The sequence below is a fragment of the Exiguobacterium sp. UBA6309 genome (assembly GCF_002439205.1).
GTDB lineage: Bacteria > Bacillota > Bacilli > Exiguobacteriales > Exiguobacteriaceae > Exiguobacterium_A.
Window position 1 is genome coordinate 1 of the sequence record NZ_DJTL01000019.1, and the last position, 26,736, is coordinate 26,736.

Genomic DNA, 26,736 nt, shown 5'->3' on the forward strand with positions numbered 1-26,736 from the left:
TTGCAGGTCGGTCTTTTTGTGTAATTATTTTAAAGGAAAAGGAGCTTTTTCATGAAACACGAACTTCCTATTGTACATGCACTTCAACGTCACTTAGATCGAACGCCCATCTCATGGCATGTTCCTGGACATAAGAATGGAACTCTGACACCTCTTCCTGACTTTTTTAAATGGGACGTCACAGAATTACCTGGTCTAGATGATTTTCATCATCCGGAAGAGGCTATTGCAGACGCAATAGCTTTGCTTCAAAAAGTCTACGATGCAAAAGCGAGTCATTTCCTTGTGAATGGTTCGACTGTTGGGAACTGGGCGATGCTTGCCGCTACAGCAATAAGAGGAGATCGTGTTTATGTACAGCGTAATTCGCATAAATCGGTATTTAATGCACTCGAATGGTTAGGAATCGAACCGATCTTTCTTGAACCAGATACCCATAAAGAAACGGGAATCAGTGGTCATGTTTCACGTGAAACATTAAAGGAAGCGTTTACGAAATATCCAGGAGGAGTTGGCGTGTTTATCACTTCACCGACATATTACGGAGAAGTGGCTGATATCACGTCACTCGTTCAGCTCACGACGTCGCACGGACTCCCTTTATTAGTGGATGAAGCACACGGTGCACACTTCGGTAAAGCATTTGGTGTTCGTTCTGCATTTGAATTAGGAGCAACCGCTGTTGTCCAGTCTGCCCATAAAACGCTTCCTGCACTGACGATGGGAGCATGGATGCACGAGCGATTTTCGGAAAAGATGAGAAGAAAGTTACAGCGAGCGCTCCAAGCGTTTCAAACCTCAAGTCCTTCGTATTTGTTACTGGCTTCATTAGACTATGCCCGTTCCTATCGTGAACAATGGACAGTTGAAGGTATGTCAAATATTCAGGTTAGTCACGATGCGTTTATCGAATCACTTCAACGGTTCGATCATATGACCGTCCTTCGCTTCGATGATTGGTCACGGATGACATTAACGTATGAGGGATATTCAGGAGATGCGTTGTTGCACGCGTTACGAGCTGTTCAACTCGATGCGGAATTTGCTCTAGGGGATCACGTCGTCTGTATTTTGCCACTTCGTCCGCTAGCAAAGTCTGAGCAGGATGACTGGGTTCATCGTGTCGAACGCGCTATTCAAATGATGAAATCAGAAGGAATTCCTTTGAAAAGGTATATCGAGCAACCAATTATGGGTAAAATACAGGTATCTGCTTTAGCTTGTTCTTATGAACAGTTAGAACAAGCAACAGGTACGTTCCGTCAGCTGGATGAGTGTATCGGTCATGTTTCACTCGAAACCATTATTCCGTACCCGCCAGGCATTCCGTTGATCGTCAGAGGCGAACGCATTACGGCGGAACAGGTACTACGTTTACGACATTATCAAACCGTAGCCGTTCATTTGCAAGGGGGCGAACAATTGCAACAAGGAGCGTTACGCGTCATAGAGGAAGGGTTTGAAAGATGAAAGGTACGTTCATTACTGTCGAAGGACCGGATGGTGCCGGGAAAACGACACAACTACAATTGCTTAATGATGTGTTAAAAGAAAAGGGCTATAATGTCATGATGACCCGTGAGCCAGGTGGCACACGCGTTGGGAACGAAATTCGTTCATTGATTTTAAATCCTGATTTTGAAGAAATGAAAGAGATGACGGAAATTCTGCTGTATGCAGCGTCTCGTGCCCAGCATGTCGAAGAATTGATTCGACCGGCGTTAGAGGCAGGCACAATCATCTTATGTGACCGATTCGTTGATGCCTCACTTGCCTATCAAGGATATGGGCTTGGACATCCGATTGATCTCGTGCGTCATATTAATGATTCTGCAACAGGTGGATTAGCGCCAGACCGGACGTATTTATTTGATTTAACGGTAACGGATTCTAAAAAACGAATGATGGACCGGGGAGCACTTGATCGAATCGAGCAACGAGATGATGCGTTTCGTGCCCGTGTCTATAATGGTTTCAAACAGATTGCGGCATCGGACCCAGAACGGGTACAGATTGTACAAGCCAATCGATCGATTGAAGTGATTCATCAGGACTTAGTGGAAGATGTCATTACGTATTTAGAAGAAAAGGAGAGATTCTCATGAAAATGGTCATTACGATTGTTCAAGATAAAGACAGCTTACGTTTGGCGGAAGCGCTTGTCGAGCATGATTTCCGAGCAACGAAACTAGCAACGACAGGTGGTTTTCTTAAAGAGGGAAACACGACGTTCATGATTGGTGTACAGAGTGAGCGTCTCGATGATCTGTTACGATTGATCAAAAAGAATTGTTCGAGTCGTGAACAGATGGTTTCTCCAATCTCACCAATGGGTGGTCATGCCGATTCTTATATCCCGTACCCTGTTGAAGTCCAGGTAGGCGGGGCAACGGTCTTCGTCTTGCCAATCGAAGGGTTTCACCAATTCTAATGCAGACGTTTCATGAACTGGAACAGACACAATCGGTCATTTCGACGATTCTTCAAAATTCGTTACGAAACGATCGAATCAATCACGCTTATATCTTCACTGGAGACTATGAGCCGCTTCTACTTGAAGCGGCTCACTTGTTCGCGAAAAGCCTTTTTTGTGAGGCCCCGGTCGATGTGGAGCCATGTGGTGTCTGTCGTAGCTGTCGGCGGATGGAAAGTGGTAACTTGGTCGATTATTATGAAATCGAACCAGATGGCGCGACCATCAAAAAAGAACAGATTCAACAATTGATGCATGATCTCTCACTCCGAGGACTTGAAGGCGATCGTCAGATTTATGTCATTACACAGTCCCATAAGATGACTCCCCAAGCAGCGAACAGTTTGCTGAAGTTCTTTGAGGAACCAGGAGAAGGAAAAGTGGCCTTATTGTTGACGAATCAACCTCAACTCCTTTTACCTACGATTCGATCGCGGGGACAGTTATTAAGTTTTCGTCCAGCGGATCGTCAAATGATTGGCGAGGTTTTATCTGAAAAAACGGGACGGGACCACGAGTTGACGCAACTGGCAGCGCGTGTCTATCCAAAAGTCGAGGATGCAGAAGAAGCATTACTCGAAGACTGGTTTGTAAATGCGCGAGCGTCAGTGTTACAATTGATGGAGGAATTAGCGAATCGTCCGGCTGATTTACCGCTGTTCGTACAAGAGAAATGGATGGGACAATTCAAGAACCGTCAGGATGTCCGAATTGGTCTTGAACTCGTCACTTGTTTCTTCGAGGATGTCTTACGCCTGAAACTGAATCCGGCGTGGGAAGGTATGACCTATACGAATAGTAAACCCCAACTTGAACAGATGGGGTCCAAGAGCCAGACGACGATCACCCGCTGGTTACAAGCTGTGCTTGCCGCAGTCCGACGGGTCGAAGCGAATGTTAATCCCCAATTAACAGTTGAGCGTCTCATGTTTGACTTACAGAAAGGGTAGAGCGACATGCTAGAAGTAGTAGGCGTTCGCTTTAAAGAAGCGGGCAAAATTTATTATTTTGCACCTGGACAAGAGTCATTATCACGAGGACAAGCAGTCATCGTTGAGACGGTACGGGGCATTGAATATGGCGAAGTGGTCATCGCCGATAAACAAATGGACGAAGAAGATGTGGTGTTGCCACTGAAATCCATTCTTCGAATTGCTGACGATAAAGATGCAATGATCGTCCGTGAAAATAAAGTCGCAGCGCTTGATGCGCATGCGGTATGTGTCGAAAAAATCCGTGAACATAAACTCGATATGAAATTGGTCGATGTCGAGTACACGTTTGACCGCAATAAGGTCATCTTCTACTTCACGGCAGAAGGACGTGTTGACTTCCGTGAGCTCGTCAAAGATTTAGCGGCTGTTTTCCGGACACGCATCGAACTCCGTCAAATCGGTGTTCGAGATGAAGCGAAGTTACTTGGAGGCATTGGTCCATGTGGTCGTGTCTTATGTTGTTCATCTTTCCTTGGTGAGTTCGAACCGGTCTCGATCAAGATGGCAAAAGATCAAAACCTGTCGTTGAATCCGACGAAGATTTCAGGGGTGTGTGGTCGTTTAATGTGCTGTCTAAAATATGAGAACGATACGTATGAAGAGATGCGCCGTGACTTGCCGGACTATGGAAAACGTTTGACGGTACCTGAAGGCGAAGGACGCGTCGTTGGCTTGAACATCCTCGATCAAGTCGTTCAAATTGAACTGAAGGATCGTTCCCGCGTCTTGACGTATTCGATGGAAGAACTATTATCCGTTGGTGCCGTAAAACCAAAACGACCAAAAGAATAACGGGGTGCATACGCGTGGAGAGAGTCGATAAAAAAGAAATCATTACGCGTGTCGATGCGATTGAGCAACAGATTCATTTGCTGACTGAGCATCTGAGCGTGTTAAAGGATCAGCTGGCTTACATGATGGAAGAGAACCAACATCTGTATCTGGAGAATCATCATCTTCGGGAAAAAGTCGAACGCGATGAACAACAGCCGGTCACGGAAGCGGAAGAAGCGGAAGCAGGCGTTGGTGCGGGCTATGACAATCTCGGACGATTGTACCAGGAAGGGTTTCACATCTGTAACTTGCATTATGGACAAGTGCGAAAAGACGGCGATTGTCTCTTCTGCTTATCCATGTTAACGAAACATTGAGAGGCTGACTTCTACATGAGTCAGTCTTTTTTTCGGAAAGGAAGGCACGACATGTTTGAACTATTACCAGACGAACGACTTGATTATCTCTTAGGACAAGAAGGGAAAATCATTCAAAGTCCATCCGTCTTCTCCTATTCACTCGATGCGGCATTGCTCGCACGATTTGCATGGGTTCCAATTCGACAGGGGCGGATTGCCGATCTTTGCTCTGGGAACGGTGCGATCCCACTCTTTTTATCCTACCGGACGAAAGGGCAGATCACGGGTCTTGAAATTCAGCCGCGACTAGCGGAGATGGCGCGACGTAGCATTAACTTGAATGAACTGAACGACCAGATTGAGATGATTGATGGTGACGTCAAAGAGGCGGGGGCACGTCTTGGATACGGCATCTATGATGCTGTCACCTGTAATCCGCCTTATTTTTTAGCCAACGAGACATCAAACCAAAACCAAAGTGAACATTATACGATCGCAAGGCATGAAGTCCTCTGTACACTTGAAGACTGTATTCGTGGTGCATCTGATTTGTTAAAACAAGGCGGAAAGGCAGCGTTCGTCCATCGACCGGAACGACTGCTCGATATCGTCACTTTGATGCGAACATACCGCTTGGAACCGAAACGGATGCAGTTGATTTATCCGAAGGCAGGGAAGGAAGCGAACATGCTTTTGATCGAGGGGATCAAGGATGCAAAACCTGGACTGAAGGTTCTTTCCCCGTTCATCGTCTATGAAGCGGATAACTCGTATGCGGCTCAGATGAAGGAACTGTTCGATGTCTGAGCATGCAGTCTATATCGTTCGTTGCCAAGATGATACGTATTATACGGGTTACGCGGTAGACGTTACGCAACGCATCGCAACACATAATGCAGGCAAGGGGGCGAAGTATACACGTGCCCGTCTGCCGGTCGTCCTCGTTCATGAGGAAATTTTCGCGACAAAATCAGAAGCGATGAAGCGGGAATACGCGATTAAACAATTGACACGTTCACAGAAAGAGCGTTTGATTCAAGGAGGAACCTCATGAAAGCGACAAGTAGCTATCAACAGCAAGGAGCCGGTCTCTATATCGTCCCGACACCAATCGGCAATTTAGAAGACATGACGTATCGAGCCGTCCGGATCTTACAGGAATCTGATATCGTCGCAGCAGAAGATACCCGGCAGACGATGAAACTGTTTCGGCATTTTTCGATTGAGACAAAGCTGGTCAGTTACCATGAACATAATAAACAAACAAGTGGCGAACGACTACTCGCTGATTTAGAGGCAGGAAAGCAAATTGCCCTCGTCTCCGACGCCGGGATGCCCGGTATTTCGGACCCGGGAAGCGATTTGATCCGCCAAGCGATCGCAGCAGATATTCCTGTCATCGTTCTTCCGGGTGCGAACGCTGCATTGACAGCCCTTGTCGCGTCCGGTCTGTCGACAGAACGCTTTTTGTATTATGGTTTTTTGCCACGAAAGAAAAAAGAACGCCGCGAAGCGTTAGAGCAATTGAAATACGAATCAGGAACACTCATCTTTTATGAAGCACCGCATCGATTGAAAGAGATGTTGCAAGGGATCGAAGAAGTACTTGGTGATCGCCAGGTGACGTTAGCCCGAGAACTAACGAAACGGTATGAAGAGTATATTCGTGGAAGTGTGAGTGAATTACGCGCTTGGGCAGCAGAAGACGTTCGAGGTGAGTTCGTCGTCCTTGTCGAAGGATCAAACGAAGAACGACCGGATGCCGTCATTCAAGACAGTGATCCTCTCGAGCAAATCCGTCGGTATATCGAAGAGGGCGAAAAGCCGAATACAGCGTTGAAGCGTGTCGCAAAAGAACGAGGACTGGATCGTCAGGAATTGTACCTCGCGTTTCACGAAGCAGATTAAAAAAAGAAGCCCCGTTAAGGAGCTTCCTTTTTTGTTTATTCGTTGCTTGCGTAATGACGATCGAGGAAATCTTTTAATTCAACGAGAACGCGTTGTGCGCCATCTGGTGAAAGAATCAATTTACCATCAGCCAATTTGAAGTTATCTTCTGATACTTCACCTGTCACTTGGCAAGTCATGTTTGGTTTATATTTTTTAAGGATGATCTGTTCGTTATCGACATAGATCTCGAGGGCATCCTTTTCTGCGATTTGAAGTGTACGGCGTAATTCGATTGGAATTACGACACGACCGAGCTCGTCTACTTTACGTACAATACCTGTTGATTTCATTTTGTTGTTCCTCCTTTGATGTCATGGATCTCTTTTTCTTTTGAAAAATCGTCAAAATTCGACATCGTTTCTATAGAATGTAGAATACTAGACTTTCCAAAAGTAGTCAACCAATCTGAATAGCTTGAAATCAAAATGTCATTTATTTCTCAAAAAACCAATATTTGAAACGATTTATTAATATATTTTCCCTTTTTAAAGGAAATGAAACTATAGAGTGTGTTTTTTTGTAATTTGATGTCTGATGTCAAAAAATGTTTCGATTCGACAAAAAGTGAATTTCGACATCAGTCCCGTAACAGCGTATAATAGCCTATAATGAAGATGGAAATAAGAGAACGGAGGAATAACATGGCAAAGACATTTTATATCACGACCCCGATTTATTATCCAAGTGCAAAACTACATATCGGTCACGCGTACACGACGGTGGCTGGAGATGCAATGGCACGGTACAAAAGACTTCAAGGATTCGACGTCCGGTATTTGACAGGTAGCGATGAGCACGGTCAAAAGATCCAGGAAAAAGCAGCAGAAGCAGGTATTTCGGAACAGGCATTCGTCGATGGTGTCGTCGAGCAGATTAAAGTCTTATGGGATCGTCTCGACATCTCGTACGATGATTATATCCGGACGACGGAACCACGTCACAAGAAAGTCGTCGAAAAAGTGTTCGAGACACTTCTTGAATCAGGCGATATCTACCTAGGTGAATACGAAGGATGGTATTCGATTCCGGATGAGACGTACTATACGGAATCACAACTCGTTGACGGAAAGAGCCCCGATAGTGGACACCCAGTCGAACTCGTTCGCGAAGAATGTTACTTCTTCCGGATCAGCAAGTACGCGGACCGTCTGCTTGAGTACTTTGAAGCGAATCCGTCATTTATCTTGCCAGAATCACGTAAACACGAAATGATCAATAACTTCATTAAACCGGGTCTCCAAGACTTAGCGGTCTCACGGACGACATTCAACTGGGGTGTACAAGTCCCATCGAATCCGAAGCACGTCGTCTACGTCTGGATCGATGCGTTGACGAACTATATCTCGTCACTCGGTTATGGTACGGACGATCATGGTAATTTCGATAAGTACTGGCCAGCAGATGTTCATCTCGTCGGAAAAGAAATCGTTCGTTTCCACACGATCATTTGGCCGGCACTCTTGATGGCACTTGATCTCCCATTACCGAAGAAAGTCTTCGCACACGGTTGGTTGTTGATGAAAGACGGAAAAATGTCGAAATCAAAAGGGAACGTCGTTGATCCGATCCCATTGACGGATCGTTACGGTCTTGACGCCCTTCGTTATTACTTGTTACGCGAAGTTCCATTCGGTTCAGATGGTATGTTCACACCTGAAGCATTCGTTGAGCGGATGAACTACGATTTAGCAAACGACCTTGGGAACTTACTCAACCGAACGATCGCGATGGTCACGAAATACTTTGACGGTGAGATCCCGGCCTATACAGGCAATGTGACACCGTTTGATGCAACACTCTCGGATCTTGCAAAAGAAACGGTCACGAAAGTCGAAGCATCGATGGAACACATGGAATTCTCTGTCGTGCTATCGAACATTTGGCAATTAATCAGCCGTGCCAATAAATACATCGATGAGACACAACCGTGGGTTCTTGCAAAAGACGAATCCAAAACGGCGGAACTCGGTTCGGTCATGGTGCATCTCGTCGGCGTCTTACGTCACGTGGCGATCATGTTGCAACCGTTCATGACGCGTTCACCAAAAGAGATCTTCGCGCAACTTGGTCTCTCCGGACAAGCGATGGACTGGGCGGCGCTCGAGAAATTCGCAGACATCATACCAGGAACAAAAGTAGGTACAGCGACACCAATCTTCCCGCGTCTTGACGTTAAAGAAGAAGTCGAAGCAATCGTCGACATGATGCATCAAGCTTCTGCAGCACGTGTGGAGGAAGAGGAAGTCGAAGAGGCGGATGAAGACATTCGTCCGGAAACGACGATCGATGTCTTTGATCAGATCGAGTTACGTGTCGGTGAAGTCGTGACGGCTGAAAAGATCAAGAAGGCGAAAAAACTACTGAAGTTACAAGTCGATATGGGCAAAGAAACACGCCAAATCGTCTCTGGTATCGCGCAGTGGTATGAGCCGGAAGACTTAGTCGGACGTAAGGTCATCGTCGTAGCGAACTTAAAACCGGTCACGTTACGTGGCGAACTCTCCCAAGGAATGGTCCTTGCTGCTGAAAAAGCAGGAAAACTTGAACTCGCGACGGTCCCATCAACGATGGCAAACGGCGCAAGCGTAAAATAAAACCGATGCCTGTGGACTTCATGTCACAGGCATTTTTTTAAAGAAGGAGTCGAATAAGATATGTTAATCGATACACACACTCACTTGAATGCAGATCAATTCGCGGAAGACGTTCATGAAACGATCGAGCGGGCACGTGCAAATGGCGTTTCACCGATGATCGTCGTCGGATTTGATCATAAGACAATCGACCGCGCGATGGAACTCGTCGAAGCGTACGATGATCTTTATGCTGTCATCGGATGGCATCCCGTCGACTCGATTGATTTTGATGAGGAAGCCTATCAAAAGGTCGAACGATTGATGGATCATGAAAAAGTCGTTGCGCTTGGAGAAATCGGACTCGACTACCACTGGGATACGTCACCGAAAGACGTCCAACAGGAAGCTTTCCGCAAACAGATCCGTCTCGCGAAGCAGAAGAAAAAACCGATCGTCATCCATAACCGGGAAGCGACAGAAGATACGTTACGTATCCTCGAAGAAGAGGATGCAAAAGAAGTCGGTGGTATTTTGCATAGCTACAGTATGAGTGCTGAATTGTTACCGCGTTGCCTAGCGATGAACTTCTATATTTCACTTGGCGGACCTGTTACGTTCAAAAACGCGAAAATGCCAAAACGTGTTGCACAGGAAGTACCGCTCGATCGTTTACTCGTTGAGACGGACTGTCCATATCTGACACCAACACCACACCGCGGTAAACGTAACGAGCCGGCTTACGTTCGGTTCGTCGCTGAAGAAATTGCGCAGCTCCGTGGCATGATGTATGCCGATGTGGAAGCAGCAACGACGGAAAATGCAAAACGGGTCTTCCGTTTGCCATGATGCGTTCGTTGACGTTCATTACAATCGGGTGCAGCCTGCTACTTGCGGCTGCACTCGTCTATGGGATGATGGATCATCCACAAACCGTGACTGTTTTGATTGATGGACAAGAGCAGCAGGTGAAGACAACGGCTGATTCCGTTTATGGCGTTCTCAAAGAAGCCGGTATTACGACGCGTGACAATGATGTGATTGAACCGGCTCTTAGCGCCGACCTGCCGAAAAAACGATTAATCGTCGTTCAGCGGGCAAAAGAAATCACATTGATCATGGGCTACGGTGAGTCCCGTCGCGTCCGGACGCAGGCGCGTCAAGTAAAGGATCTACTTGCAGAACGCGGTATCAAGAAAGCCGACACGGATGATATCTATCCGTCTTCTGACGCTGTATTGACGAGTGGCATGACGGTACGGTACCGCGAAGCTTTTCCCGTTGATCTCGTCGTCGGGGGAAAAGCCCGACAAATCTACACATACGAGACGTCAGTTCGCGAATTGTTAGAACGGGAAGGAATCCGTCTTCAAAAGGAAGATCGGGTTGCTCCAAATCCCGATACCCGCGTGACGGAAGGGACGTTGATTACGGTCAACACCACACGTCGTGCGACGTTGACACAGGATCAACTCGTTCCGTTTGAGATCGAAGAAGTCGAGGATCCGACCTTACCGGAAGGCGAGCAACTGGTGACGACATCAGGTCGTCCAGGTGTCCGAACGAAAAAGTATCAATTGACGTTAGCTGACGGTCTTAGTAAAGAGAAAAAACTGATTGATGACCAAGTGACACGGACGCCGATCAAACAAGTCGTCAAAGTCGGGACAAAACCGATTGAGACACCAATCGAAGCGCCCGTCTTCAACGAAAAACAAGCGACCAATCCGCTAACTGAAACACCGAAAGCCGATGCGGATCTTGATTTTGAGAGTGCGAAGAGCTTGATTGTCGAAGCGACGGCATATACGAACGACCCAGTTTCGAACGGCAGTCGTTTGTACAATGGTCGTGCCTTGACAGCGACCGGGTATGACGTGACCGATACGATCACCTATCAAGGTTTGCCGATCATCGCGGTTGATCCGAAGGTCATTCCGCTTGGTACGAAGGTCTACGTCGAAGGGGTTGGTCTTGCGATCGCTCTCGATACAGGTGGTGCCATTAAAGGCAATAAGATTGATATTTTAGTCGATGGCGAACAAAAAGCAAAGACGTTCGGTCGAAAACAACTGCAAGTCTGGGTCATTCCTAGTGCAACGGAAGCGGACATGTGACGCTTCCTTGTTTTTTTCGTGGAAACAGGTACAATTACGAGAGTGTTTGAAGAAGGTGGAGAGATCATGCGGAAACGCTTAAAAGAAGTCATCGTCGTCGAAGGACGAGATGATACGACACGATTACAAGAAGTCTTTGATGTCGATACAATTGAAACGAACGGTTCAGCCGTTAATGAACAGACGATGCAACGCATTGAGAAGGCCCTCGAACGACGCGGTGTCATCATTTTCACGGATCCTGATTTTCCAGGAGATCGTATCCGTGCCCGAATCAATGAACGTGTACCAGGCTGTAAACATGCCTATCTTCCGCGTGCTCAAGCAAAAGATAAACGCGGTAAGATTGGTGTTGAACATGCCTCACCTGCCGCAATCGAAGAGGCGCTCGCTGTTGTCTATGAGACGGAAGAAGCACCGGTTGCCGAAGTGACACGTGAGATGATTCTGGCAGCTGATTTGATTGGTGGACCAGCAGCCTCGATCCGTCGTCGTCGTCTCGGTCAGATTCTTGCGATTGGTGAACCGAATGCCAAACAACTCGTCAAACGTGTCGCATCGATCCGGATCACGCGGGCGGAATGGGAAGCAGCGTTGAAACAATTAGAGGAGGAAGAAGTTTGAAAGACATTGCTACATTGCACCGGACGAAAGAAATTTTAGCGAAACATGGCTTTTCGTTTAAAAAATCGTTAGGGCAAAACTTTTTAATCGATTTAAATGTATTAGGAAACATCGTCGGAGCAGCTGGATTAACGCCTGAGAGTGGTGTACTCGAGATCGGACCAGGAATCGGCTCATTGACGGAACAATCGGCGAAACAGGCGAAAAAAGTCGTTGCTCTTGAAATCGATCAACGATTGTTACCGATTCTTGATGATACACTTGCACCATATCCCCATACGAAGGTCATTCACGGTGATGCTCTTGAACTCGATCTTTCGACGATCGTTGCTGAAGAATTCACGCAAGAAGGCATCACCGACATTGCCGTTGTCGCGAACCTCCCGTATTATGTCACGACACCGATTATCATGCGGATCCTTGAAGCGAAAGCACCGTTTCGGACGCTCGTCATGATGATTCAAAAGGAAGTCGCTGAACGAATCGGTGCAAAACCAGGCACGAAAGCATATGGGTCTCTATCGATTGCGATTCAATACTATGCGGAAGCTGAAGTCTGCTTCACGGTCCCAAAACAAGTCTTCATTCCAGCGCCAAACGTCGATTCAGCAGTCATCCGTTTGAACATTCGAAAAGAGCCAGCGGTACAGACACAGGATGAGGCACTCTTCTTTGAAATCGTCCGAGCAAGTTTTGCACAACGTCGGAAAACGATTTTAAACAACTTGACGACACACTTCGGGAAAACGGAAAAAGCGGCGGTCGAAGCGGCGTTATTAGAAGCTGGAATCGAACCGCGTCGTCGCGGAGAAACGCTCAGCCTGAAGGAATTCGCACAGTTAGCGGATGCACTTTTGCCAATTAAAAAACGTTGACGGATACGAGTAGAACAGATATAATATTTCCCCTTTCTAATATTTATTTAATATGCTATAATAAATATTAGTGAGGTGAAGCGTATGCCAAAGACGTTGAACGAAATCAGACATGTTTTCGAAACACATGTTGGTGAAAGACTGACGCTAAAAGCAAGCGGCGGTCGTAAAAAGGTCGTAACCCGAATCGGAACGCTCGTTGAGACGTATCCTTCGGTGTTTGTAGTCAAGCTAGACGCAGAGCGCCACAATGTCGAGCGAGTTTCTTATAGCTACGCCGACGTGCTAACAGACTCCGTACAAATCGAATTTGCGAATTCGTAAACTTACCTTCCGAAGCGGACAAAATGTTCGCTTCTTTTTTTGTGGAAAGGTTGATACAATTCCTACAGGAAACGAACTAGAGGAGGAACGGCACGATGACGATTATTGTAAAGGCTCCAGCCAAGATCAACCTAGTCCTAGATGCGACGGCAAAGCGCCCGGACGGCTATCACGATGTACATATGGTGATGACGACAGTCGATTTGGCAGACCGTCTAGAATTGACGGAGCTGCCGTCAGGAGAAATTCGAATGAATGCCCAGCATGCTTACGTTCCGAACGACGAACGTAATCTTGCTTATAAAGCAGCAGCGATCTTAAAAGAAAAATACGACGTCAAGACAGGAGTAGAGATCTTCTTAGAGAAACACATTCCAGTTGCAGCCGGACTCGCTGGTGGATCCAGTGACGCGGCAGCGACGTTACGCGGATTAAATGAGTTGTGGCAACTCGGTTTGACGCTTGAAGAGTTGGCGGAAGTCGGCGCAGCAGTAGGCTCTGACGTCCCGTTTTGTGTCATGGGTGGAACAGCGATTGCAACGGGTCGCGGAGAGAAGCTAGAAAAACTTGTCTCACCACCCCCATGCTGGGTTGTTCTTGCCAAGCCGACGATCGGTGTTTCAACAGCTGACGTCTATGGTGCCCTCGACTTGAACACAGCAAAACGTCCGAACGTCGAAGCAATGATTGATGCGGTGAAGGCGCAAGATTTCCAAGCCATCTGCCAATCACTCGGTAATGTACTCGAAGCGGTCACGTTGCCGATGCACCCAGAAGTCGAGCAAATTAAGGAATTCATGGCAAGTTGTGGCGCAGAAGGCGTCTTAATGAGCGGAAGTGGTCCGACGGTCTTTGCTCTAACGGAGCATGAAAATCGGGCACAGCGTCTCTATAATGGATTACGCGGCTTTTGTAACGAAGTCTACGTCGTTCGTCTTTTAGGCGAAAACCATTGATAATATCCGTATGAAAATGATATATTCACTATTGAATATTCGGAATTACGGAGAGGTGGAACGAAACAAATGAAAATTCGGAGAAGTGGTCGATTGGTCGACATGACGCGGTACTTGCTTGACCATCCCCATCATCTCGTCTCATTGACGATTTTTGCAGAACGTTATAAATCGGCGAAATCGTCGATCAGTGAAGATTTAGATATCGTCAGCGAGATGTTAGAACATGAGGGAACAGGTCGTCTCGTTACAGTACCTGGTGCTGCGGGTGGCGTCATGTTCATTCCGACGTGGAGCAGTAAGAAGGCGTTACCGTTCATCGATGATCTATGTGAACGTGTCGCTCGTCCAGACCGACTGTTACCGGGGGGATACCTTTATTTGACGGACTTACTTGGAGATCCGAAGATGGTCAAACAAATGGGACAAGTGTTTGCATCTGTCTTTAGCCAAAAGAAAGTCGATGTCGTCATGACGATCGCAACGAAGGGGATTCCACTTGCTTATGCAGTCGCTGAGCAACTTGGTGTACCGTTCGTCATCGTGCGTTCAGATAGTCGCGTTACGGAAGGATCAACGGTCAGCATCAACTATGTCTCGGGTTCTTCAAAAGCGATCCGGACGATGGCACTCGCGCGTCGAAGCTTACCACGTGGAGCGAATGTCTTATTAATTGATGACTTCATGAAAGCCGGCGGAACGATTCGCGGAATGATGAGTCTCTTAAGCGAGTTTGAAGCAAAGGTCGCAGGTGTTGGTGTTTTAATCGAGGCAGAGGGTGCTGAGAAGAAGATGGTCAACGAATACGTCAGCTTAATGAAATTAGCGGACGTCGACGTCGATCTTGGTCAAATCCAAGTTAAGCGTGGAAACGTCGACCACTATTTCTCAGAAGCTGAGACTACCTGAAATTGACAGCCGCATGGATTGTAACTATACTGTAATTATCAAACTTTTGGAAATTATGCGTAAAAAGATTGGGAAAGACTAAACCTTTGTTTGTTTTAAGCCGTAAGTAGAAGTAGACAACGAAGAGTTGTGACAACGGTTAAAGGGGTGCGGACAAAATGAACGTTACGAACGTTAAAATTCGTCGCGTCGTAGCAGAGGGTCGAATGAAAGCACTTGCCTCTATTACGCTCGACCACGAATTCGTGGTACATGATTTGCGTGTCATCGAAGGGAACGGTGGTCTCTTCGTCGCCATGCCAAGCAAACGAACGCAAGAAGGTATCTTCCGGGATGTCGCTCATCCAATCAATGCATTAATGCGAAAAAAGGTCGAAGATTCAGTACTCGAAGCCTATGCGGCACGTGAGGATCAAGAAGAAGGCATCGGTTACGAAGTCTCTTCTGCCCAAACGGCAGATCAAGCATAAGAAAAAGACAGGTTTTCTCTTCTTGGGAAAACCTGTCTTTTTTCTCGATTTTTCATCGATTCTGCTTCGACCCATCATTGAATAACGATGCTATTTTCGTTATAGTTGGAACGAGTGTACTATTTCAGAACGAAATCAACACTAATTTACGTGGAGGAGCGACAAGGATGAATCATTTCGCGGTAATTCTAGCAGCGGGTAAAGGAACTCGGATGAAATCGAAGCTTTACAAAGTACTTCACCCAGTCGCTGGGAAACCTATGGTACAGCACGTCGTCGATCAATTAGCGACGCTCGGCGTCAAGCGACAGGTCGTCATCGTCGGTCACGGTGCGGAATCCGTCAAAGAAGTGCTTGGCACATCGGTGGAATACGCACTTCAAAGTGAGCAGCTTGGCACAGGACATGCTGTTCAAATGGCAGAACCCGTACTCGGGAACGAACAGGGAGCAACGCTCGTCGTCTGTGGCGATACACCACTCTTGACGAGTGACACACTGGCTTCATTGTTACAACATCATGCGGAGACAAACGCAAAAGTGACCGTCTTGACGGCACTCGCTGACGATCCGACAGGTTACGGACGTATCGTTCGTAGCGAAGACGGAAACGTCTCGAAAATCGTCGAGCATAAGGATGCGAATGCAGAAGAGCTCGCGATTCGTGAAATCAATACCGGTACGTATGTATTCGATAATGAGATGTTGTTCGCGACGCTGAAGCAGGTTAAGAACGATAATGCGCAAGGTGAGTATTACTTACCAGACGTGATTGAGATTGCAAAGGCAGCAGGCGAGACGATCGCAGCGTATGCGGCACCTACGTTCGAAGAGACGATTGGTGTCAATGACCGCGTCGCACTTGCACAAGCAGAAACGTCGATGCGCAAGCGAACGAATGAGTACTGGATGCGTCAAGGTGTCACGTTCGTTGATCCGTCTTCGACGTACATCGGACCAGACGTCACGATTGGTTCAGATACTGTTCTCTACCCTGGTACGCAGTTGCTCGGTCAGACGGTCATTGGTTCAGAATGTACGATTGGTCCGAACTCGGATATCCGTAACAGTGAAGTGGCAGATGGCGCCATTGTTCGTCAATCCGTCGTCACGGATAGTAAGATTGGTCCAGCGGCACAAGTCGGTCCATTTGCGCATTTACGTCAACAAGCGGTTCTCGGTGCGAACACACGCGTCGGAAACTTCGTTGAGATCAAGAAATCAACATTTGGCGAAGGTAGTAAATCAGCCCACTTGAGCTATGTCGGAGATGCAACAATCGGAGAGAACGTCAACCTCGGTTGTGGATCGATCACGGTCAACTATGATGGAAAAAATAAATTCCAGACGATCATTGAGGACGATGCCTTCATCGGCTGTAACGTCAACTTGATTGCACCGGTCACGGTCGGCAAGAATGCCCTTGTTGCTGCCGGATCAACCGTCACAGACGATGTGCCGGAAAACGGTCTCGCGATCGCACGGGAACGTCAAACGACGAAACCCGATTATCGTTAATTCATTACTTGTCGCTCTACTCGTCTAAACCCAAACAAATGGAGGCCACCTACACATGTCTACTGTCTTAGAACATGAAATTCGTATTTTCGCACTCAACTCGAACAAACCACTGGCAGAGGAAATCGCTAAAGTCATCGGAATCCCGGTGAGCGAAAGTTCAGTCAAACACTTCAGTGATGGCGAAATTTCGATGAACATCGAAGAAAGTGTCCGAGGGGATGATATTTACATCGTTCAATCGACAAGCCAACCAGTCAACGAAAACCTGATGGAACTTCTCATCATGATCGATGCACTGAAACGGGCGTCTGCACGGACGATCAACGTCGTCATTCCGTATTACGGTTATGCGCGTCAAGATCGCAAAGCACGTTCACGTGAGCCAATCACGGCGAAACTCGTTGCGAACTTGCTTGAAGTAGCAGGGGCGACACGCGTCGTGACGATGGATCTCCATGCAGCACAAATCCAAGGGTTCTTCGATATTCCAGTAGATCAATTGATGGGTGTACCGCTTCTCGCTTCATACTTCGAGAAAAAGAACATCGATCCAAACGAACTCGTCATCGTTTCTCCAGACCATGGCGGTGTCACACGGGCACGTAAATTAGCAGAGCAATTAAAAGCACCAATCGCGATCATCGACAAACGCCGTCCGAAACCGAACGTCGCAGAAGTCATGAACATCGTTGGTCAAGTCGATGGCAAGATTGCCATCATCATCGATGACATCATCGATACAGCGGGTACGATCACACTTGCAGCGAACGCTTTGATCGAAAACGGAGCGAAACAAGTCTATGCATGTTGTACACACCCAGTTCTTTCAGGTCCGGCAATGGAACGGATCGAGAACTCAGCGATCGAAGAACTCGTTGTCTTGAACACGATCGATTTAACAAAACGCGAATGTGCAAGCAAAATCAAACAAATCTCTGTGGCACGCTTGCTTGCAGAAGCAATCATCCGTGTACACGAACAGAAATCAATCAGCCCGCTCTTCAGCTGATTGCTTGATGCATACGAACGATGTGGTCCGGTTTATTGAAATCGGACCCCTTGTTCGTTTACTTTTTTAAACAGAAATGAGGAATCGGTATGAAATGTATCGTCGGATTAGGGAATCCTGGCGCGAAGTATGCGAATACGCGCCACAACATCGGTTTTCTTGCGATCGATGCCTTAGCGGAGAAACACGGGATCACGCTTTCAGAATCGAAGTTTAAAGCCCTCTTCGGAACGGGAATAATAAATGGAGAACGTGTCGTGCTCGTCAAGCCATTGACGTATATGAATTTATCAGGTGAAGCGGTACGACCGTTACTTGATTTCTATAAGATCGCGGTCGAGGATGTGCTCGTCATCTATGATGATCTGGATTTACCACTTGAGAAATTGCGCTTGCGTTCGAAAGGCAGTGCAGGCGGTCATAACGGCGTCAAGTCGTTGATCCAGCACCTCGGTACGCAGGAAATCAAGCGTCTTAAACTCGGTGTTGGTCGACCACCGGCACCCATCCAAGTCATCGACTGGGTGTTAATGAATTTTTCGAAGGCGGAACAAGGAAGTCTGCAACACGTACTCAATGCGTCTGTCGATGTAGCGACGGACTTTATAGACACCCCGTTTCTCGCTTTGATGAATCGGTATAACTGAACGCAACGCTTTGGGGGGTTCCAAAGCGTTTTTGCTGTCGTGTTTTAGGAGGAAGAAGATGAAACAATTACAAGAACTCTTACTAGCGATTCCTGAAATCAAGACGGTTCGGGAACGTTTCCGGGACGGTGTCAACGCTCAGTTGATCACCGGTCTGATGAACAGTGGAAAGGCATTGTTCGTAGCCGGGATTTATCAGGAGACGAAACGTCGATTCGTACTCGTGACACATAATATGTTCCAAGCACAAAAACTGTACGATGATTTGATTGAACTCGTACCGGAAGAAGACGTCATGCTCTATCCGGTCGATGAGACGTTAGCAGCAGAACTTTCTTATGGTGCAAGTCCAGAACTGCGGGCGACGCGGATTGAGACTCGTCATCGTTTACTGACGACGGACGACGGAATTTTGATCATTCCGCTCGTCGGTTTACGTCGATATGTTCCGGATGCAGAGACGTTCTTGTCACACGTCAAACAGGTGAAGCCGGGCGACATCTTATCGATTCCGGACTTCGTCCAAGATTTAGTCGATGCGGGGTACGAACGGACAGCGACCGTGACGACACCAGGTGAGTTTGCCGTTCGCGGGAGTATCATCGATATTTATCCGCTTACGGTCGAACGCCCATACCGGCTCGATCTATTCGACGAGGAAGTCGACTCGATCTATACATTCGATGCGGAGACCCAGCGTTCGCTTGGCGTCGTCGCAGAAGCATGTTTGATGCCAGCAGCCGAACACTTCGCGACCAAGGATCAGTTAAAGGAGGCTGGCGAAAAAGTCCGTCGTCTTTATGAGGTGACGAAAGAGCGCGTCCAAAGTACGGAAGTCCTCGCGGCACTCGAAGAGGGGATCGCTTACGACGTCGAGTTGTTAGAAAACGGCGATCGTCCGAAACAGTTCGCGAAGTATGCACCAATCCTCTACACGTCGACGTTACGTCAAGACGTGACGGGCAGCGTCTTGATCGTCGATGAAGTCGCGCGGGTTGAAGAAGCGGCAGAAGTCCAAGATGCAGAGGAAGCAGAATGGATGGCGTCGCTCATTGAACGCGGACAAAGCGTCAGTGATTACGTCCTGTCCGTTCCGATGGCACATGTCTTTGAAGGACAACCCTTGTTGTACCTCTCGCTCCTTCCGACTCGTCGGAGCGGTGTACCGGAAAGTGCGGCAATCCATTTCAGCATCAAACCGATTGCGCCGTTCCATGGTCAGATGGAACGCCTGAAGCAAGAAGTCGAGCGATATCGTCGCGCGGACATGTGGATGGTCTTCTTAGCGAGCAACCGAGAACGTGCCGAGCGGATGCGCCAGACGTTATCCGATTATGGGGTTGAAGCTTCGATCGTAACGAAAGAGGGCATCACTCGTGGTCAACCCGCGATCCTGATTGGCGGAATCCATGGTGGATTCGAGATGACGAATGCGCGTCTCGTCGTCATCACAGAAGAAGAAGTCTTTAAACAACCGGCGCGTCGCCGGAAGCAAACGACGAAGCTGACGAACGCTGAACGGATCAAGAGTTACCAAGAATTGAAGACAGGCGATTACGTCGTCCATATTCATCACGGGATCGGGCGGTACCATGGAATCAAGACGATTGATGTAGCCGGTAATCATCAGGATTATCTCCATCTCGTCTACGCGGGAGAGGACTCGTTGTATGTTCCTGTCGATCAGATCGACTTGATTCAAAAGTATGTCGGCGCTGAAGGAAAAGAGCCGAAGATCTATAAACTCGGTGGAACGGAATGGAAAAAGGTCAAAGCGAAGGTCCAAAAATCGGTCGAGGATATCGCTGACGAGTTGATCAAGCTTTATGCGGCTCGCGAAGCTGCCGTCGGTTTTGCGTTCCCAGAGGACGACGATAACATGCAAGCATTCGAGGCTTCGTTCCCGTATGAGGAAACGGTCGATCAATTGCGATCGATCGCTGAGATCAAGAAGGATATGGAACGTCCGCGTCCGATGGATCGTCTATTATGTGGCGACGTCGGATACGGGAAAACAGAAGTTGCGATTCGTGCAGCCTTTAAAGCAGTCATGTCTGGAAAACAAGTGGCGTTGCTCGTACCGACGACCGTCCTTGCACAACAACACTACGAAACGATGCTTGAACGATTCAGTGAATGGCCGATTCGAGTGTCGGTCATGAGCCGGTTCCGTTCGCCGGCAGAATTGAAGGCAACGAAACAAGGGTTAAAAGAGGGAACAATCGATGTCGTTGTCGGAACACACCGTGTGCTGTCGAAAGACGTCCAATTCGCTGATATCGGATTGTTGATCATTGATGAAGAGCAACGATTCGGTGTTAAACACAAAGAACGTCTGAAACAGTTGAAGACAAACGTCGATGTCTTGACGTTGACAGCGACACCGATTCCGCGGACATTGCACATGTCGATGATCGGAATCCGTGATCTCTCCGTCCTTGAGACACCACCGGAAAACCGTTATCCGGTTCAGACATACGTCATGGAATACGACGGAATCGTCATGCGGGAAGCACTCGAACGGGAACTCGGACGTGGTGGACAAGCATTCTTCCTCTACAACCGTGTCGAGGGCATCGAGCGAAAGGCAGAAGAGATTCGCGCCCTCGTACCGGAAGCACGAATTGTCACGGCTCACGGTCGAATGACGGAAACCGAACTCGAAAGTCAGCTAATCGCCTTCTTCGAAGGAGATGCCGACGTCCTTGTCAGTACGACGATCATTGAGACGGGGATTGATATCCCGAATGTCAATACGTTGATCGTTCATGACGCCGATCAAATGGGCTTATCACAGCTTTATCAATTACGTGGTCGTGTCGGTCGTTCAAGTCGCGTTGCCTACTCGTACTTTACGTACCGTCCACAAAAACGATTGACGGAAGTGGCAGAAAGTCGTCTGCAGGCGATCAAGGAGTTCACGGAGCTCGGGAGCGGTTTTAAAATCGCAATGCGTGACTTGTCGATTCGCGGTGCCGGGAACTTACTCGGTTCGCAACAATCTGGATTCATCGATTCTGTTGGTTTCGATCTCTATTCGCAGATGCTTGCAGAAGCAGTCGAGGAGCGGAAAGAACGGATGAAAGGTAAAAAACGCATCCAGAAATTCGTTCCTGAGTTCACGTTCAGCCTTGATGCCTATATTCCATCGCACTACATGACAGACTCCGAACTGAAAATCGAGTTCTACAAACGCTTGAAATATGTCGATACTGTCGATAGTCTCGAGCAGCTCGAAACGGAAATGCTTGAACGATTCGGTGAGTTTCCGGATGAGGTCGCGCGTTTGATCCAATTGACACGGATGCGGATTTTTGCGGAACGAGCGCGTGTCGAACGCGTCAAACAAACCGATCCGAAAATCGAGATCGTCTTGTCGCTTCAAGCAACACAGCAGCTTGACGTGGCGGACTTCGTTAAATGGACTGTTCCACTGGGACGTGGTCTTGGAATGGGACAACAAGAGCAGAAACTCGTCTTAACCCTCAACCGCAACAAACAGTCGACGCAACAGATGACGATGCAGGCAGAACAATTATTGGCGGAACTTGATCGCCGGCTCGTTGCGCGATGAATAGACGAACGATTGCGCAAGGCGCAGCACTGCTTGCGATCTCTAGTTATATCTCAAAATTGCTCAGCTTCTTTTACCGGATTCCGTATCAGAACCTCGCTGGTGATTTCGGGTTGTACGTCTACCAGACCGTCTATCCATTATTTGCGATTGCGGCAGCGCTCGGCATTTATGCGCTGCCTGTCATCGTGGCGAAGTTGACGCTTCACCACCCGGATGAGAAACGAGAAGTTCTCTGGTCGATTTTTTATGTCTTACTTGCCATGACCGTCTTTTTCGGTCTGCTCGGATGGTGGATCGCCCCGACGCTCGCTGGGTGGTTCGGGGATGCAAAACTGGTTGTGCCCCTGCGTGCGGTAACATGTACGTTTTATTTACTACCCGTGATTGCTGTTCTACGAGGAATGTTCCAAGCAGATCTTGAGATGCGACCGACGGCTGTATCCCAAGTCTCTGAAAATGCCGTCCGTGTCGGACTATTGTTGCTTGTGACGTATATCGGTGTCTCGATGCAAGCGGACCCCTACTGGATTGGTGCGAGCGCTCATTTAACGGCGATTGGCGGCAGCATCGTTTCGTTATTCGTCTTGTTACGCTTTGCGAAAGGAAAAATCGGTCGTCCGGTATTTTCGAGTATTCATATAAGACGTGTCGGAAAAGTGCTCGTGACAAGCGGTGTAGCGGTTAGTATCGCGTCACTTGCCTTGTTGCTGATGCAATTGATTGATGGATTAACGTTCGTCAATCTACTTGGCAATACGACGGAGACAAAAATCGAAAAAGGAATACTCGACCGTGGGTATCCGTTACTGCAATTCGCGATTCTGTTTGCGACGTCGATGAGTCTTGCGAGTGTGCCAGCCTTGTCGACCGCATACCGGAAACACGATCCACAGATGGTGCGTCAACAACTCGAGACATTACTCCGTTCCGGTTTATTGATTGCCGCTGCAGCGACAATCGGACTAATGGGTGTGATGCGTCCACTCAATATTGCGTTATATCAAGATGACCAGGGAACAGCAGGGTTGATTTGGCTCGCGGCGACGGCATTTGCCGCATCGATCGCGATGATGATCGTCTCTTGTCTCCAGTCGGTTGATGCTGAAAAATATGCGCTCATCGGTGTTCTTATCGGATTAGGGGCGAAGCTTACTCTGAACCTCTATTTCATTCCCCGATATGGTATGATCGGGGCGGGTATGGCGACATTTGGCGGTTTTGCCGTCATGGCGGCAGCACAATGGATTTTATTGAACCGGAAGTTCGGTCGTGTATCAGCAGGAAACGCCTTTTATCGAAGACTGGTCTTACCTGTGCTTACCATGGGTGTGTTTCTGTATCTGATCGAGACGTTTTTCCAGCTGTTTGAGCTTGAGACACGAATCGGTGCGGCACTCGAAGTCGGCGTTCTTGTCGTCGGTGGTGCCATCATTTATGGCAGTATGGCGTTACGCTTTCGTGCCTTATCAGAACAAGAGTGGGCGTTATTGCCTTTAGGAGATAAGTTATATCAGATGTACCAACGTAGGAGGAGCATATGACACACCGAATTACGATCGTCGGTCTTGGCGTCGGCGAACTCGAACAATTGCCGTTTGGCATCTATCGATTACTAAAAAACACGACACAACCTATTTATTTGCGGACAGTGGATCATCCAGTCGTTTCAGAACTTGCAGCAGAGGGAATGAACTTTACATCATTTGACTCAGTTTACGAACGACATAGTCGGTTTGAGGACGTATATACAGAAATCGTCGAGGAATTGCTTCGTCTTTCTGAAACGACGGATATCATCTATGCCGTTCCAGGACATCCATTAGTCGCTGAGAGTACCGTGCAACAGTTGTTGCAACGGACAGACAATGTCGATGTCGTAGGGGGACAAAGTTTTCTCGATCCGATGTTCGCTGCACTTGGTGTGGATCCGATTGAAGGATTCCAGTTACTTGATGCAACGGCATTTGCCGTCGATGAAGCACAGATTCGTCAACATCTACTGATTGGGCAAGTCTATGACGCGCTTGTCGCTGGCGACTTAAAAGTCCAGTTAATGGAACGTTATCCGGACGAACATCTCGTCACTCTTGTCACTGCAGCAGGTACGAGTCAGCAAACCGTCCAAAACGTACCGTTGTATGAACTCGATCATGTGACGACGCTCAGTAACTTAACGACGGTCTATGTACCACCGGTTACGGATGAGCAGACGTTGAATCGTGACTTCGCGACCTTAAAAGAGATTATCGCTCGTTTACGCGGTGAAGGTGGTTGTCCGTGGGATCAAGAGCAGACACATGAGTCCTTAAAACGACATTTAATCGAAGAATCTTACGAATTACTGGAAGCAATCGACCTTCAGGACGATAACTTAATGATAGAAGAGCTAGGAGATGTCCTCTTACAGGTCATGCTCCATGCACAAATTGGTCTAGATGAAGGGTATTTTGATATTCGGGACGTCATCGGAAGCGTCAGTGATAAGATGATTCGTCGCCATCCGCATGTCTTCGGGGAAACGACTGTTGATTCTTCAGCAGACGTCGTTTCGAACTGGCAAGACATCAAAGCACAAGAAAAACCGGAGCGGACTTCTTTGCTTGATGGTGTGACAAAAGGAGCACCTGCTTTGATGCGCGCAGAAGACATTCAAAAGAAAGTGGCGAAAGTCGGTTTCGAGTGGGAAGATGTCGAGGGGGCACTTGAAAAAGTGATCGAAGAGTTACGTGAATTGAAAGAAGCAGCCCCAGAAGAACGACTCGGAGAATTTGGAGATGTCCTGTTCTCGATAACACTCGTCGGAAAATACCTCGGTCTATCGGCAGAAGAAGGATTACAACGAACGAATGATAAATTTATTCGCCGTTTTACACGGATGGAACAACTAGCGGATCGACCGCTCGTTGAGATGACGCTTGAAGAGCAAGATTCACTCTGGCATCAAGCGAAGCAGGAGGAACAGTCATGAGACTTGATAAATTTTTAAAAGTATCGCGTCTGATCAAACGACGGACGCTTGCGAAAGAAGTCGCCGATCAAGGTCGGATTACGATCAATGGTAATGTAGCGAAAGCAAGTAGCACGGTAGCAGCAGGTGATGAGATGACGATTCGGTTCGGAAATAAGATCGTGACAGTTGCGATTTCAAGCATTAAAGAACATGCGAAAAAAGAAGAAGCATCAGATATGTATGAAATCATCCGTGAAGAAAAGGTGAATTCCGAAGAATCGATGTAATTTACCGGAAAAAGGAAGTATACTAAAGAGTGTCAGGGATGACCACTCAGAAAGAGGAGGGATGATATGCCAACACCGCTCGAATCAGGGCGTCAAACGCCAAAGATCAAGCCGCTCAATGACCGTAAGAAGCAATTGAGTCAGAATGCTATTGAAAACCGTCGACGTCTCAAAAATCGCTTTTTCTTGTGTCTGACCGTCTTTTTGCTCATCTTTTCCCTCATGGGGTGGTCATACATGGAAAAACGGCAATTGATCGCAGAACAAAAGCAGTCATTTCAAGTAGCTGAACAGGAGCAGACGAAAGCAAAAAAAGAGACTGCTCGTCTGAAAGAAGAAATCAATCGTCTCAATGATAAAGAATATGTGGCGAACTTAGCCCGGAGTGAGTTGCTCTATTCGAAAAAAGGGGAAACGATCTTCTACTTTTCACCTGAAGACTAATTGAAGGTTGCCGATTGATTGAAAAAAGAATGAATCACTCGTATAATAAGAAACGAATCAACTAAAAAGGAGCAATACAATTTATGTCGATTGAAGTAGGCAGCAAAGTGCAAGGGAAAGTAACAGGCATCACGAATTTCGGAGCGTTCGTTGAGTTACCAACAGGGAAAACTGGTCTTGTTCACATTAGTGAAGTGGCAGATTCTTATGTTAAGGACATCAATGATGTATTAACGGTTGGTCAAGAAATCACCGTTAAAGTCTTAAGTGTTGAAAACGATGGTAAGATTGGTCTTTCCATTAAAAAAGCCGTCGATCGTCCAGAAGGTGAACGCCCACGTCCAGCACGTCAGTTCGATCGTGGACCACGTCCAGCAGGACAAGATCGCGGACCACGTTCGTTCGATAACAAAGGACCGCGTGGAGGCGGTAATCGTGGAGGCTTCAACAAAGGTGGCCGTAATACACCACCACCGCGCAAAGAACAATCGTTCGATACGTTGATGTCTAGTTTCCTGAAAGATAGTGAAGATCGTCTTGCTACATTGAAACGTCAAACGGATTCAAAACGTGGCGGGCGCGGCGCAAAACGTCAATAACTTGCTGACCTGTTCTCTATAAGAATAGAGATGGAATGACGCCGTTCATTCCATCTTTTATTTTTTTAAAATTATTTTTATAAAAAGCGTTGACTTTCATTTGACCTGCCCGTATTATAGAAAATGTGCTTAAGACGCACGAGTTAAAAATATGGCGGTGTAGCTCAGCTGGCTAGAGCGTACGGTTCATACCCGTGAGGTCGTGGGTTCGACTCCCTCCGCCGCTACCATATTTTTTTGGCCCGTTGGTCAAGCGGTTAAGACACCGCCCTTTCACGGCGGTAACACGGGTTCGAATCCCGTA

28 protein-coding genes and 1 tRNA gene are annotated in these 26,736 nt (G+C 47.6%); 28 read left to right on the plus strand and 1 reads right to left on the minus strand.

The window, feature by feature from the left end:
* The first annotated feature begins 51 nt into the window (after positions 1-51).
* From B3M90_RS05290 to rsmI, 9 genes are read left to right on the plus strand one after another with little or no spacing between them, the layout of a single operon-like run.
* Positions 52-1,470 carry an aminotransferase class I/II-fold pyridoxal phosphate-dependent enzyme gene (locus B3M90_RS05290; protein ID WP_290782869.1) on the plus strand — a complete coding sequence of 473 codons (1,419 nt, stop codon included), beginning with the start codon at positions 52-54 and terminating at the stop codon, positions 1,468-1,470.
* Positions 1,467-2,105: a dTMP kinase gene (gene tmk / locus B3M90_RS05295; protein WP_290755244.1), complete on the plus strand. Its 639-nt coding sequence runs from the start codon at positions 1,467-1,469 to the stop codon at positions 2,103-2,105. Before B3M90_RS05290 ends, tmk begins: the two co-directional genes overlap by 4 nt.
* Positions 2,102-2,431, plus strand: a complete 330-nt coding sequence (locus B3M90_RS05300) for a cyclic-di-AMP receptor (protein WP_023466519.1) — start codon at positions 2,102-2,104, stop codon at positions 2,429-2,431. The genes tmk and B3M90_RS05300 overlap by 4 nt, the downstream gene beginning before the upstream one ends.
* Entirely contained in the window at positions 2,431-3,423 is a 993-nt protein-coding gene (locus B3M90_RS05305) for a DNA polymerase (protein WP_050677360.1), read from the plus strand. The genes B3M90_RS05300 and B3M90_RS05305 overlap by 1 nt, the downstream gene beginning before the upstream one ends.
* 6 nt (positions 3,424-3,429) lie before the next feature.
* On the plus strand, positions 3,430-4,260 hold the full coding sequence (locus B3M90_RS05310; RefSeq protein ID WP_029343044.1) for a PSP1 domain-containing protein: 831 nt from the start codon (positions 3,430-3,432) through the stop codon (positions 4,258-4,260).
* An 8-nt stretch (positions 4,261-4,268) separates the two neighbouring features.
* The gene (gene yabA / locus B3M90_RS05315) at positions 4,269-4,619 is read left to right on the plus strand and encodes a DNA replication initiation control protein YabA (protein ID WP_119182633.1); all 351 of its coding nucleotides are present in this window, start codon (positions 4,269-4,271) and stop codon (positions 4,617-4,619) included.
* A 51-nt stretch (positions 4,620-4,670) separates the two neighbouring features.
* Complete coding sequence (locus B3M90_RS05320) at positions 4,671-5,408, plus strand: tRNA1(Val) (adenine(37)-N6)-methyltransferase (protein ID WP_290782871.1); 738 nt, start codon at positions 4,671-4,673, stop codon at positions 5,406-5,408.
* A complete protein-coding gene (locus tag B3M90_RS05325) occupies positions 5,401-5,655 on the plus strand; it encodes a GIY-YIG nuclease family protein (RefSeq protein WP_035413209.1) in 255 nt (84 codons plus the stop codon). Before B3M90_RS05320 ends, B3M90_RS05325 begins: the two co-directional genes overlap by 8 nt.
* Entirely contained in the window at positions 5,652-6,509 is an 858-nt protein-coding gene (rsmI, locus tag B3M90_RS05330) for a 16S rRNA (cytidine(1402)-2'-O)-methyltransferase (protein WP_290782873.1), read from the plus strand. The genes B3M90_RS05325 and rsmI overlap by 4 nt, the downstream gene beginning before the upstream one ends.
* 35 nt (positions 6,510-6,544) lie before the next feature.
* Here the strand turns inward: rsmI and B3M90_RS05335 are convergent, their stop codons facing one another.
* Positions 6,545-6,841, minus strand: coding sequence for an AbrB/MazE/SpoVT family DNA-binding domain-containing protein (locus B3M90_RS05335; RefSeq protein WP_023466531.1), 297 nt, complete (start codon positions 6,839-6,841; stop codon positions 6,545-6,547).
* 324 nt (positions 6,842-7,165) lie between these two features.
* Here B3M90_RS05335 and metG point away from each other — a divergent pair, with 324 nt between their 5' ends.
* The 19 genes from metG (at position 7,166) to B3M90_RS05430 (ending at position 26,662) form a co-directional block, all read left to right on the plus strand.
* On the plus strand, positions 7,166-9,145 hold the full coding sequence (gene metG / locus B3M90_RS05340; RefSeq protein WP_290782875.1) for a methionine--tRNA ligase: 1,980 nt from the start codon (positions 7,166-7,168) through the stop codon (positions 9,143-9,145).
* Positions 9,146-9,205: 60 nt separating this feature from the next.
* On the plus strand, positions 9,206-9,973 hold the full coding sequence (locus B3M90_RS05345) for a TatD family hydrolase (RefSeq protein ID WP_035413217.1): 768 nt from the start codon (positions 9,206-9,208) through the stop codon (positions 9,971-9,973).
* The gene (locus B3M90_RS05350) at positions 9,970-11,241 is read left to right on the plus strand and encodes a 3D domain-containing protein (protein WP_290782877.1); all 1,272 of its coding nucleotides are present in this window, start codon (positions 9,970-9,972) and stop codon (positions 11,239-11,241) included. Before B3M90_RS05345 ends, B3M90_RS05350 begins: the two co-directional genes overlap by 4 nt.
* 66 nt (positions 11,242-11,307) lie before the next feature.
* Positions 11,308-11,865, plus strand: a complete 558-nt coding sequence (gene rnmV, locus B3M90_RS05355) for a ribonuclease M5 (protein WP_290782879.1) — start codon at positions 11,308-11,310, stop codon at positions 11,863-11,865.
* On the plus strand, positions 11,862-12,740 hold the full coding sequence (gene rsmA / locus B3M90_RS05360; RefSeq protein ID WP_290755222.1) for a 16S rRNA (adenine(1518)-N(6)/adenine(1519)-N(6))-dimethyltransferase RsmA: 879 nt from the start codon (positions 11,862-11,864) through the stop codon (positions 12,738-12,740). The genes rnmV and rsmA overlap by 4 nt, the downstream gene beginning before the upstream one ends.
* 84 nt (positions 12,741-12,824) lie before the next feature.
* Positions 12,825-13,064 (plus strand): Veg family protein, encoded by a 240-nt coding sequence (locus B3M90_RS05365; RefSeq protein WP_012368950.1) that lies wholly within the window; start codon positions 12,825-12,827, stop codon positions 13,062-13,064.
* 95 nt (positions 13,065-13,159) lie between these two features.
* Positions 13,160-14,020, plus strand: a complete 861-nt coding sequence (ispE, locus tag B3M90_RS05370; RefSeq protein WP_035413228.1) for a 4-(cytidine 5'-diphospho)-2-C-methyl-D-erythritol kinase — start codon at positions 13,160-13,162, stop codon at positions 14,018-14,020.
* Positions 14,021-14,089: 69 nt separating this feature from the next.
* Positions 14,090-14,929, plus strand: coding sequence for a pur operon repressor (gene purR, locus B3M90_RS05375; protein ID WP_023466544.1), 840 nt, complete (start codon positions 14,090-14,092; stop codon positions 14,927-14,929).
* A 158-nt stretch (positions 14,930-15,087) separates the two neighbouring features.
* Positions 15,088-15,399, plus strand: coding sequence for a septation regulator SpoVG (spoVG, locus tag B3M90_RS05380; RefSeq protein WP_290782881.1), 312 nt, complete (start codon positions 15,088-15,090; stop codon positions 15,397-15,399).
* Between the two features lie 167 nt (positions 15,400-15,566).
* Complete coding sequence (gene glmU / locus B3M90_RS05385; RefSeq protein ID WP_214856840.1) at positions 15,567-16,916, plus strand: bifunctional UDP-N-acetylglucosamine diphosphorylase/glucosamine-1-phosphate N-acetyltransferase GlmU; 1,350 nt, start codon at positions 15,567-15,569, stop codon at positions 16,914-16,916.
* A gap of 55 nt (positions 16,917-16,971) precedes the next feature.
* Positions 16,972-17,928 (plus strand): ribose-phosphate diphosphokinase, encoded by a 957-nt coding sequence (locus B3M90_RS05390; protein ID WP_214856841.1) that lies wholly within the window; start codon positions 16,972-16,974, stop codon positions 17,926-17,928.
* 89 nt (positions 17,929-18,017) lie between these two features.
* The gene (gene pth / locus B3M90_RS05395) at positions 18,018-18,575 is read left to right on the plus strand and encodes an aminoacyl-tRNA hydrolase (RefSeq protein WP_290782884.1); all 558 of its coding nucleotides are present in this window, start codon (positions 18,018-18,020) and stop codon (positions 18,573-18,575) included.
* A 58-nt stretch (positions 18,576-18,633) separates the two neighbouring features.
* Positions 18,634-22,149, plus strand: coding sequence for a transcription-repair coupling factor (gene mfd, locus B3M90_RS05400; RefSeq protein ID WP_290782886.1), 3,516 nt, complete (start codon positions 18,634-18,636; stop codon positions 22,147-22,149).
* Positions 22,146-23,693 (plus strand): putative polysaccharide biosynthesis protein, encoded by a 1,548-nt coding sequence (locus B3M90_RS05405; protein WP_290755208.1) that lies wholly within the window; start codon positions 22,146-22,148, stop codon positions 23,691-23,693. Before mfd ends, B3M90_RS05405 begins: the two co-directional genes overlap by 4 nt.
* Entirely contained in the window at positions 23,690-25,120 is a 1,431-nt protein-coding gene (gene mazG, locus B3M90_RS05410) for a nucleoside triphosphate pyrophosphohydrolase (protein WP_214856846.1), read from the plus strand. Before B3M90_RS05405 ends, mazG begins: the two co-directional genes overlap by 4 nt.
* Positions 25,117-25,389, plus strand: coding sequence for an RNA-binding S4 domain-containing protein (locus B3M90_RS05415; RefSeq protein WP_023466556.1), 273 nt, complete (start codon positions 25,117-25,119; stop codon positions 25,387-25,389). Before mazG ends, B3M90_RS05415 begins: the two co-directional genes overlap by 4 nt.
* 66 nt (positions 25,390-25,455) lie before the next feature.
* The gene (locus B3M90_RS05420) at positions 25,456-25,833 is read left to right on the plus strand and encodes an FtsB family cell division protein (protein ID WP_035413247.1); all 378 of its coding nucleotides are present in this window, start codon (positions 25,456-25,458) and stop codon (positions 25,831-25,833) included.
* Positions 25,834-25,916: 83 nt separating this feature from the next.
* On the plus strand, positions 25,917-26,432 hold the full coding sequence (locus tag B3M90_RS05425) for a S1 domain-containing RNA-binding protein (protein ID WP_035413250.1): 516 nt from the start codon (positions 25,917-25,919) through the stop codon (positions 26,430-26,432).
* A gap of 153 nt (positions 26,433-26,585) precedes the next feature.
* A tRNA-Met gene (locus B3M90_RS05430) sits at positions 26,586-26,662 on the plus strand.
* Positions 26,663-26,736: the final 74 nt, after the last annotated feature.

Coding starts and splice junctions, on each gene's coding strand:
- B3M90_RS05290 (WP_290782869.1), top strand. CDS start 52: ATGAAACACGAACTTCCTATTGTACATGCACTTCAACGTCACTTAGAT.
- tmk (WP_290755244.1), top strand. CDS start 1,467: ATGAAAGGTACGTTCATTACTGTCGAAGGACCGGATGGTGCCGGGAAA.
- B3M90_RS05300 (WP_023466519.1), top strand. CDS start 2,102: ATGAAAATGGTCATTACGATTGTTCAAGATAAAGACAGCTTACGTTTG.
- B3M90_RS05305 (WP_050677360.1), top strand. CDS start 2,431: ATGCAGACGTTTCATGAACTGGAACAGACACAATCGGTCATTTCGACG.
- B3M90_RS05310 (WP_029343044.1), top strand. CDS start 3,430: ATGCTAGAAGTAGTAGGCGTTCGCTTTAAAGAAGCGGGCAAAATTTAT.
- B3M90_RS05320 (WP_290782871.1), top strand. CDS start 4,671: ATGTTTGAACTATTACCAGACGAACGACTTGATTATCTCTTAGGACAA.
- B3M90_RS05325 (WP_035413209.1), top strand. CDS start 5,401: ATGTCTGAGCATGCAGTCTATATCGTTCGTTGCCAAGATGATACGTAT.
- rsmI (WP_290782873.1), top strand. CDS start 5,652: ATGAAAGCGACAAGTAGCTATCAACAGCAAGGAGCCGGTCTCTATATC.
- B3M90_RS05335 (WP_023466531.1), bottom strand. CDS start 6,841: ATGAAATCAACAGGTATTGTACGTAAAGTAGACGAGCTCGGTCGTGTC.
- metG (WP_290782875.1), top strand. CDS start 7,166: ATGGAAATAAGAGAACGGAGGAATAACATGGCAAAGACATTTTATATC.
- B3M90_RS05345 (WP_035413217.1), top strand. CDS start 9,206: ATGTTAATCGATACACACACTCACTTGAATGCAGATCAATTCGCGGAA.
- B3M90_RS05350 (WP_290782877.1), top strand. CDS start 9,970: ATGATGCGTTCGTTGACGTTCATTACAATCGGGTGCAGCCTGCTACTT.
- rnmV (WP_290782879.1), top strand. CDS start 11,308: ATGCGGAAACGCTTAAAAGAAGTCATCGTCGTCGAAGGACGAGATGAT.
- B3M90_RS05365 (WP_012368950.1), top strand. CDS start 12,825: ATGCCAAAGACGTTGAACGAAATCAGACATGTTTTCGAAACACATGTT.
- ispE (WP_035413228.1), top strand. CDS start 13,160: ATGACGATTATTGTAAAGGCTCCAGCCAAGATCAACCTAGTCCTAGAT.
- purR (WP_023466544.1), top strand. CDS start 14,090: ATGAAAATTCGGAGAAGTGGTCGATTGGTCGACATGACGCGGTACTTG.
- spoVG (WP_290782881.1), top strand. CDS start 15,088: ATGAACGTTACGAACGTTAAAATTCGTCGCGTCGTAGCAGAGGGTCGA.
- glmU (WP_214856840.1), top strand. CDS start 15,567: ATGAATCATTTCGCGGTAATTCTAGCAGCGGGTAAAGGAACTCGGATG.
- B3M90_RS05390 (WP_214856841.1), top strand. CDS start 16,972: ATGTCTACTGTCTTAGAACATGAAATTCGTATTTTCGCACTCAACTCG.
- pth (WP_290782884.1), top strand. CDS start 18,018: ATGAAATGTATCGTCGGATTAGGGAATCCTGGCGCGAAGTATGCGAAT.
- mfd (WP_290782886.1), top strand. CDS start 18,634: ATGAAACAATTACAAGAACTCTTACTAGCGATTCCTGAAATCAAGACG.
- B3M90_RS05405 (WP_290755208.1), top strand. CDS start 22,146: ATGAATAGACGAACGATTGCGCAAGGCGCAGCACTGCTTGCGATCTCT.
- mazG (WP_214856846.1), top strand. CDS start 23,690: ATGACACACCGAATTACGATCGTCGGTCTTGGCGTCGGCGAACTCGAA.
- B3M90_RS05415 (WP_023466556.1), top strand. CDS start 25,117: ATGAGACTTGATAAATTTTTAAAAGTATCGCGTCTGATCAAACGACGG.
- B3M90_RS05420 (WP_035413247.1), top strand. CDS start 25,456: ATGCCAACACCGCTCGAATCAGGGCGTCAAACGCCAAAGATCAAGCCG.
- B3M90_RS05425 (WP_035413250.1), top strand. CDS start 25,917: ATGTCGATTGAAGTAGGCAGCAAAGTGCAAGGGAAAGTAACAGGCATC.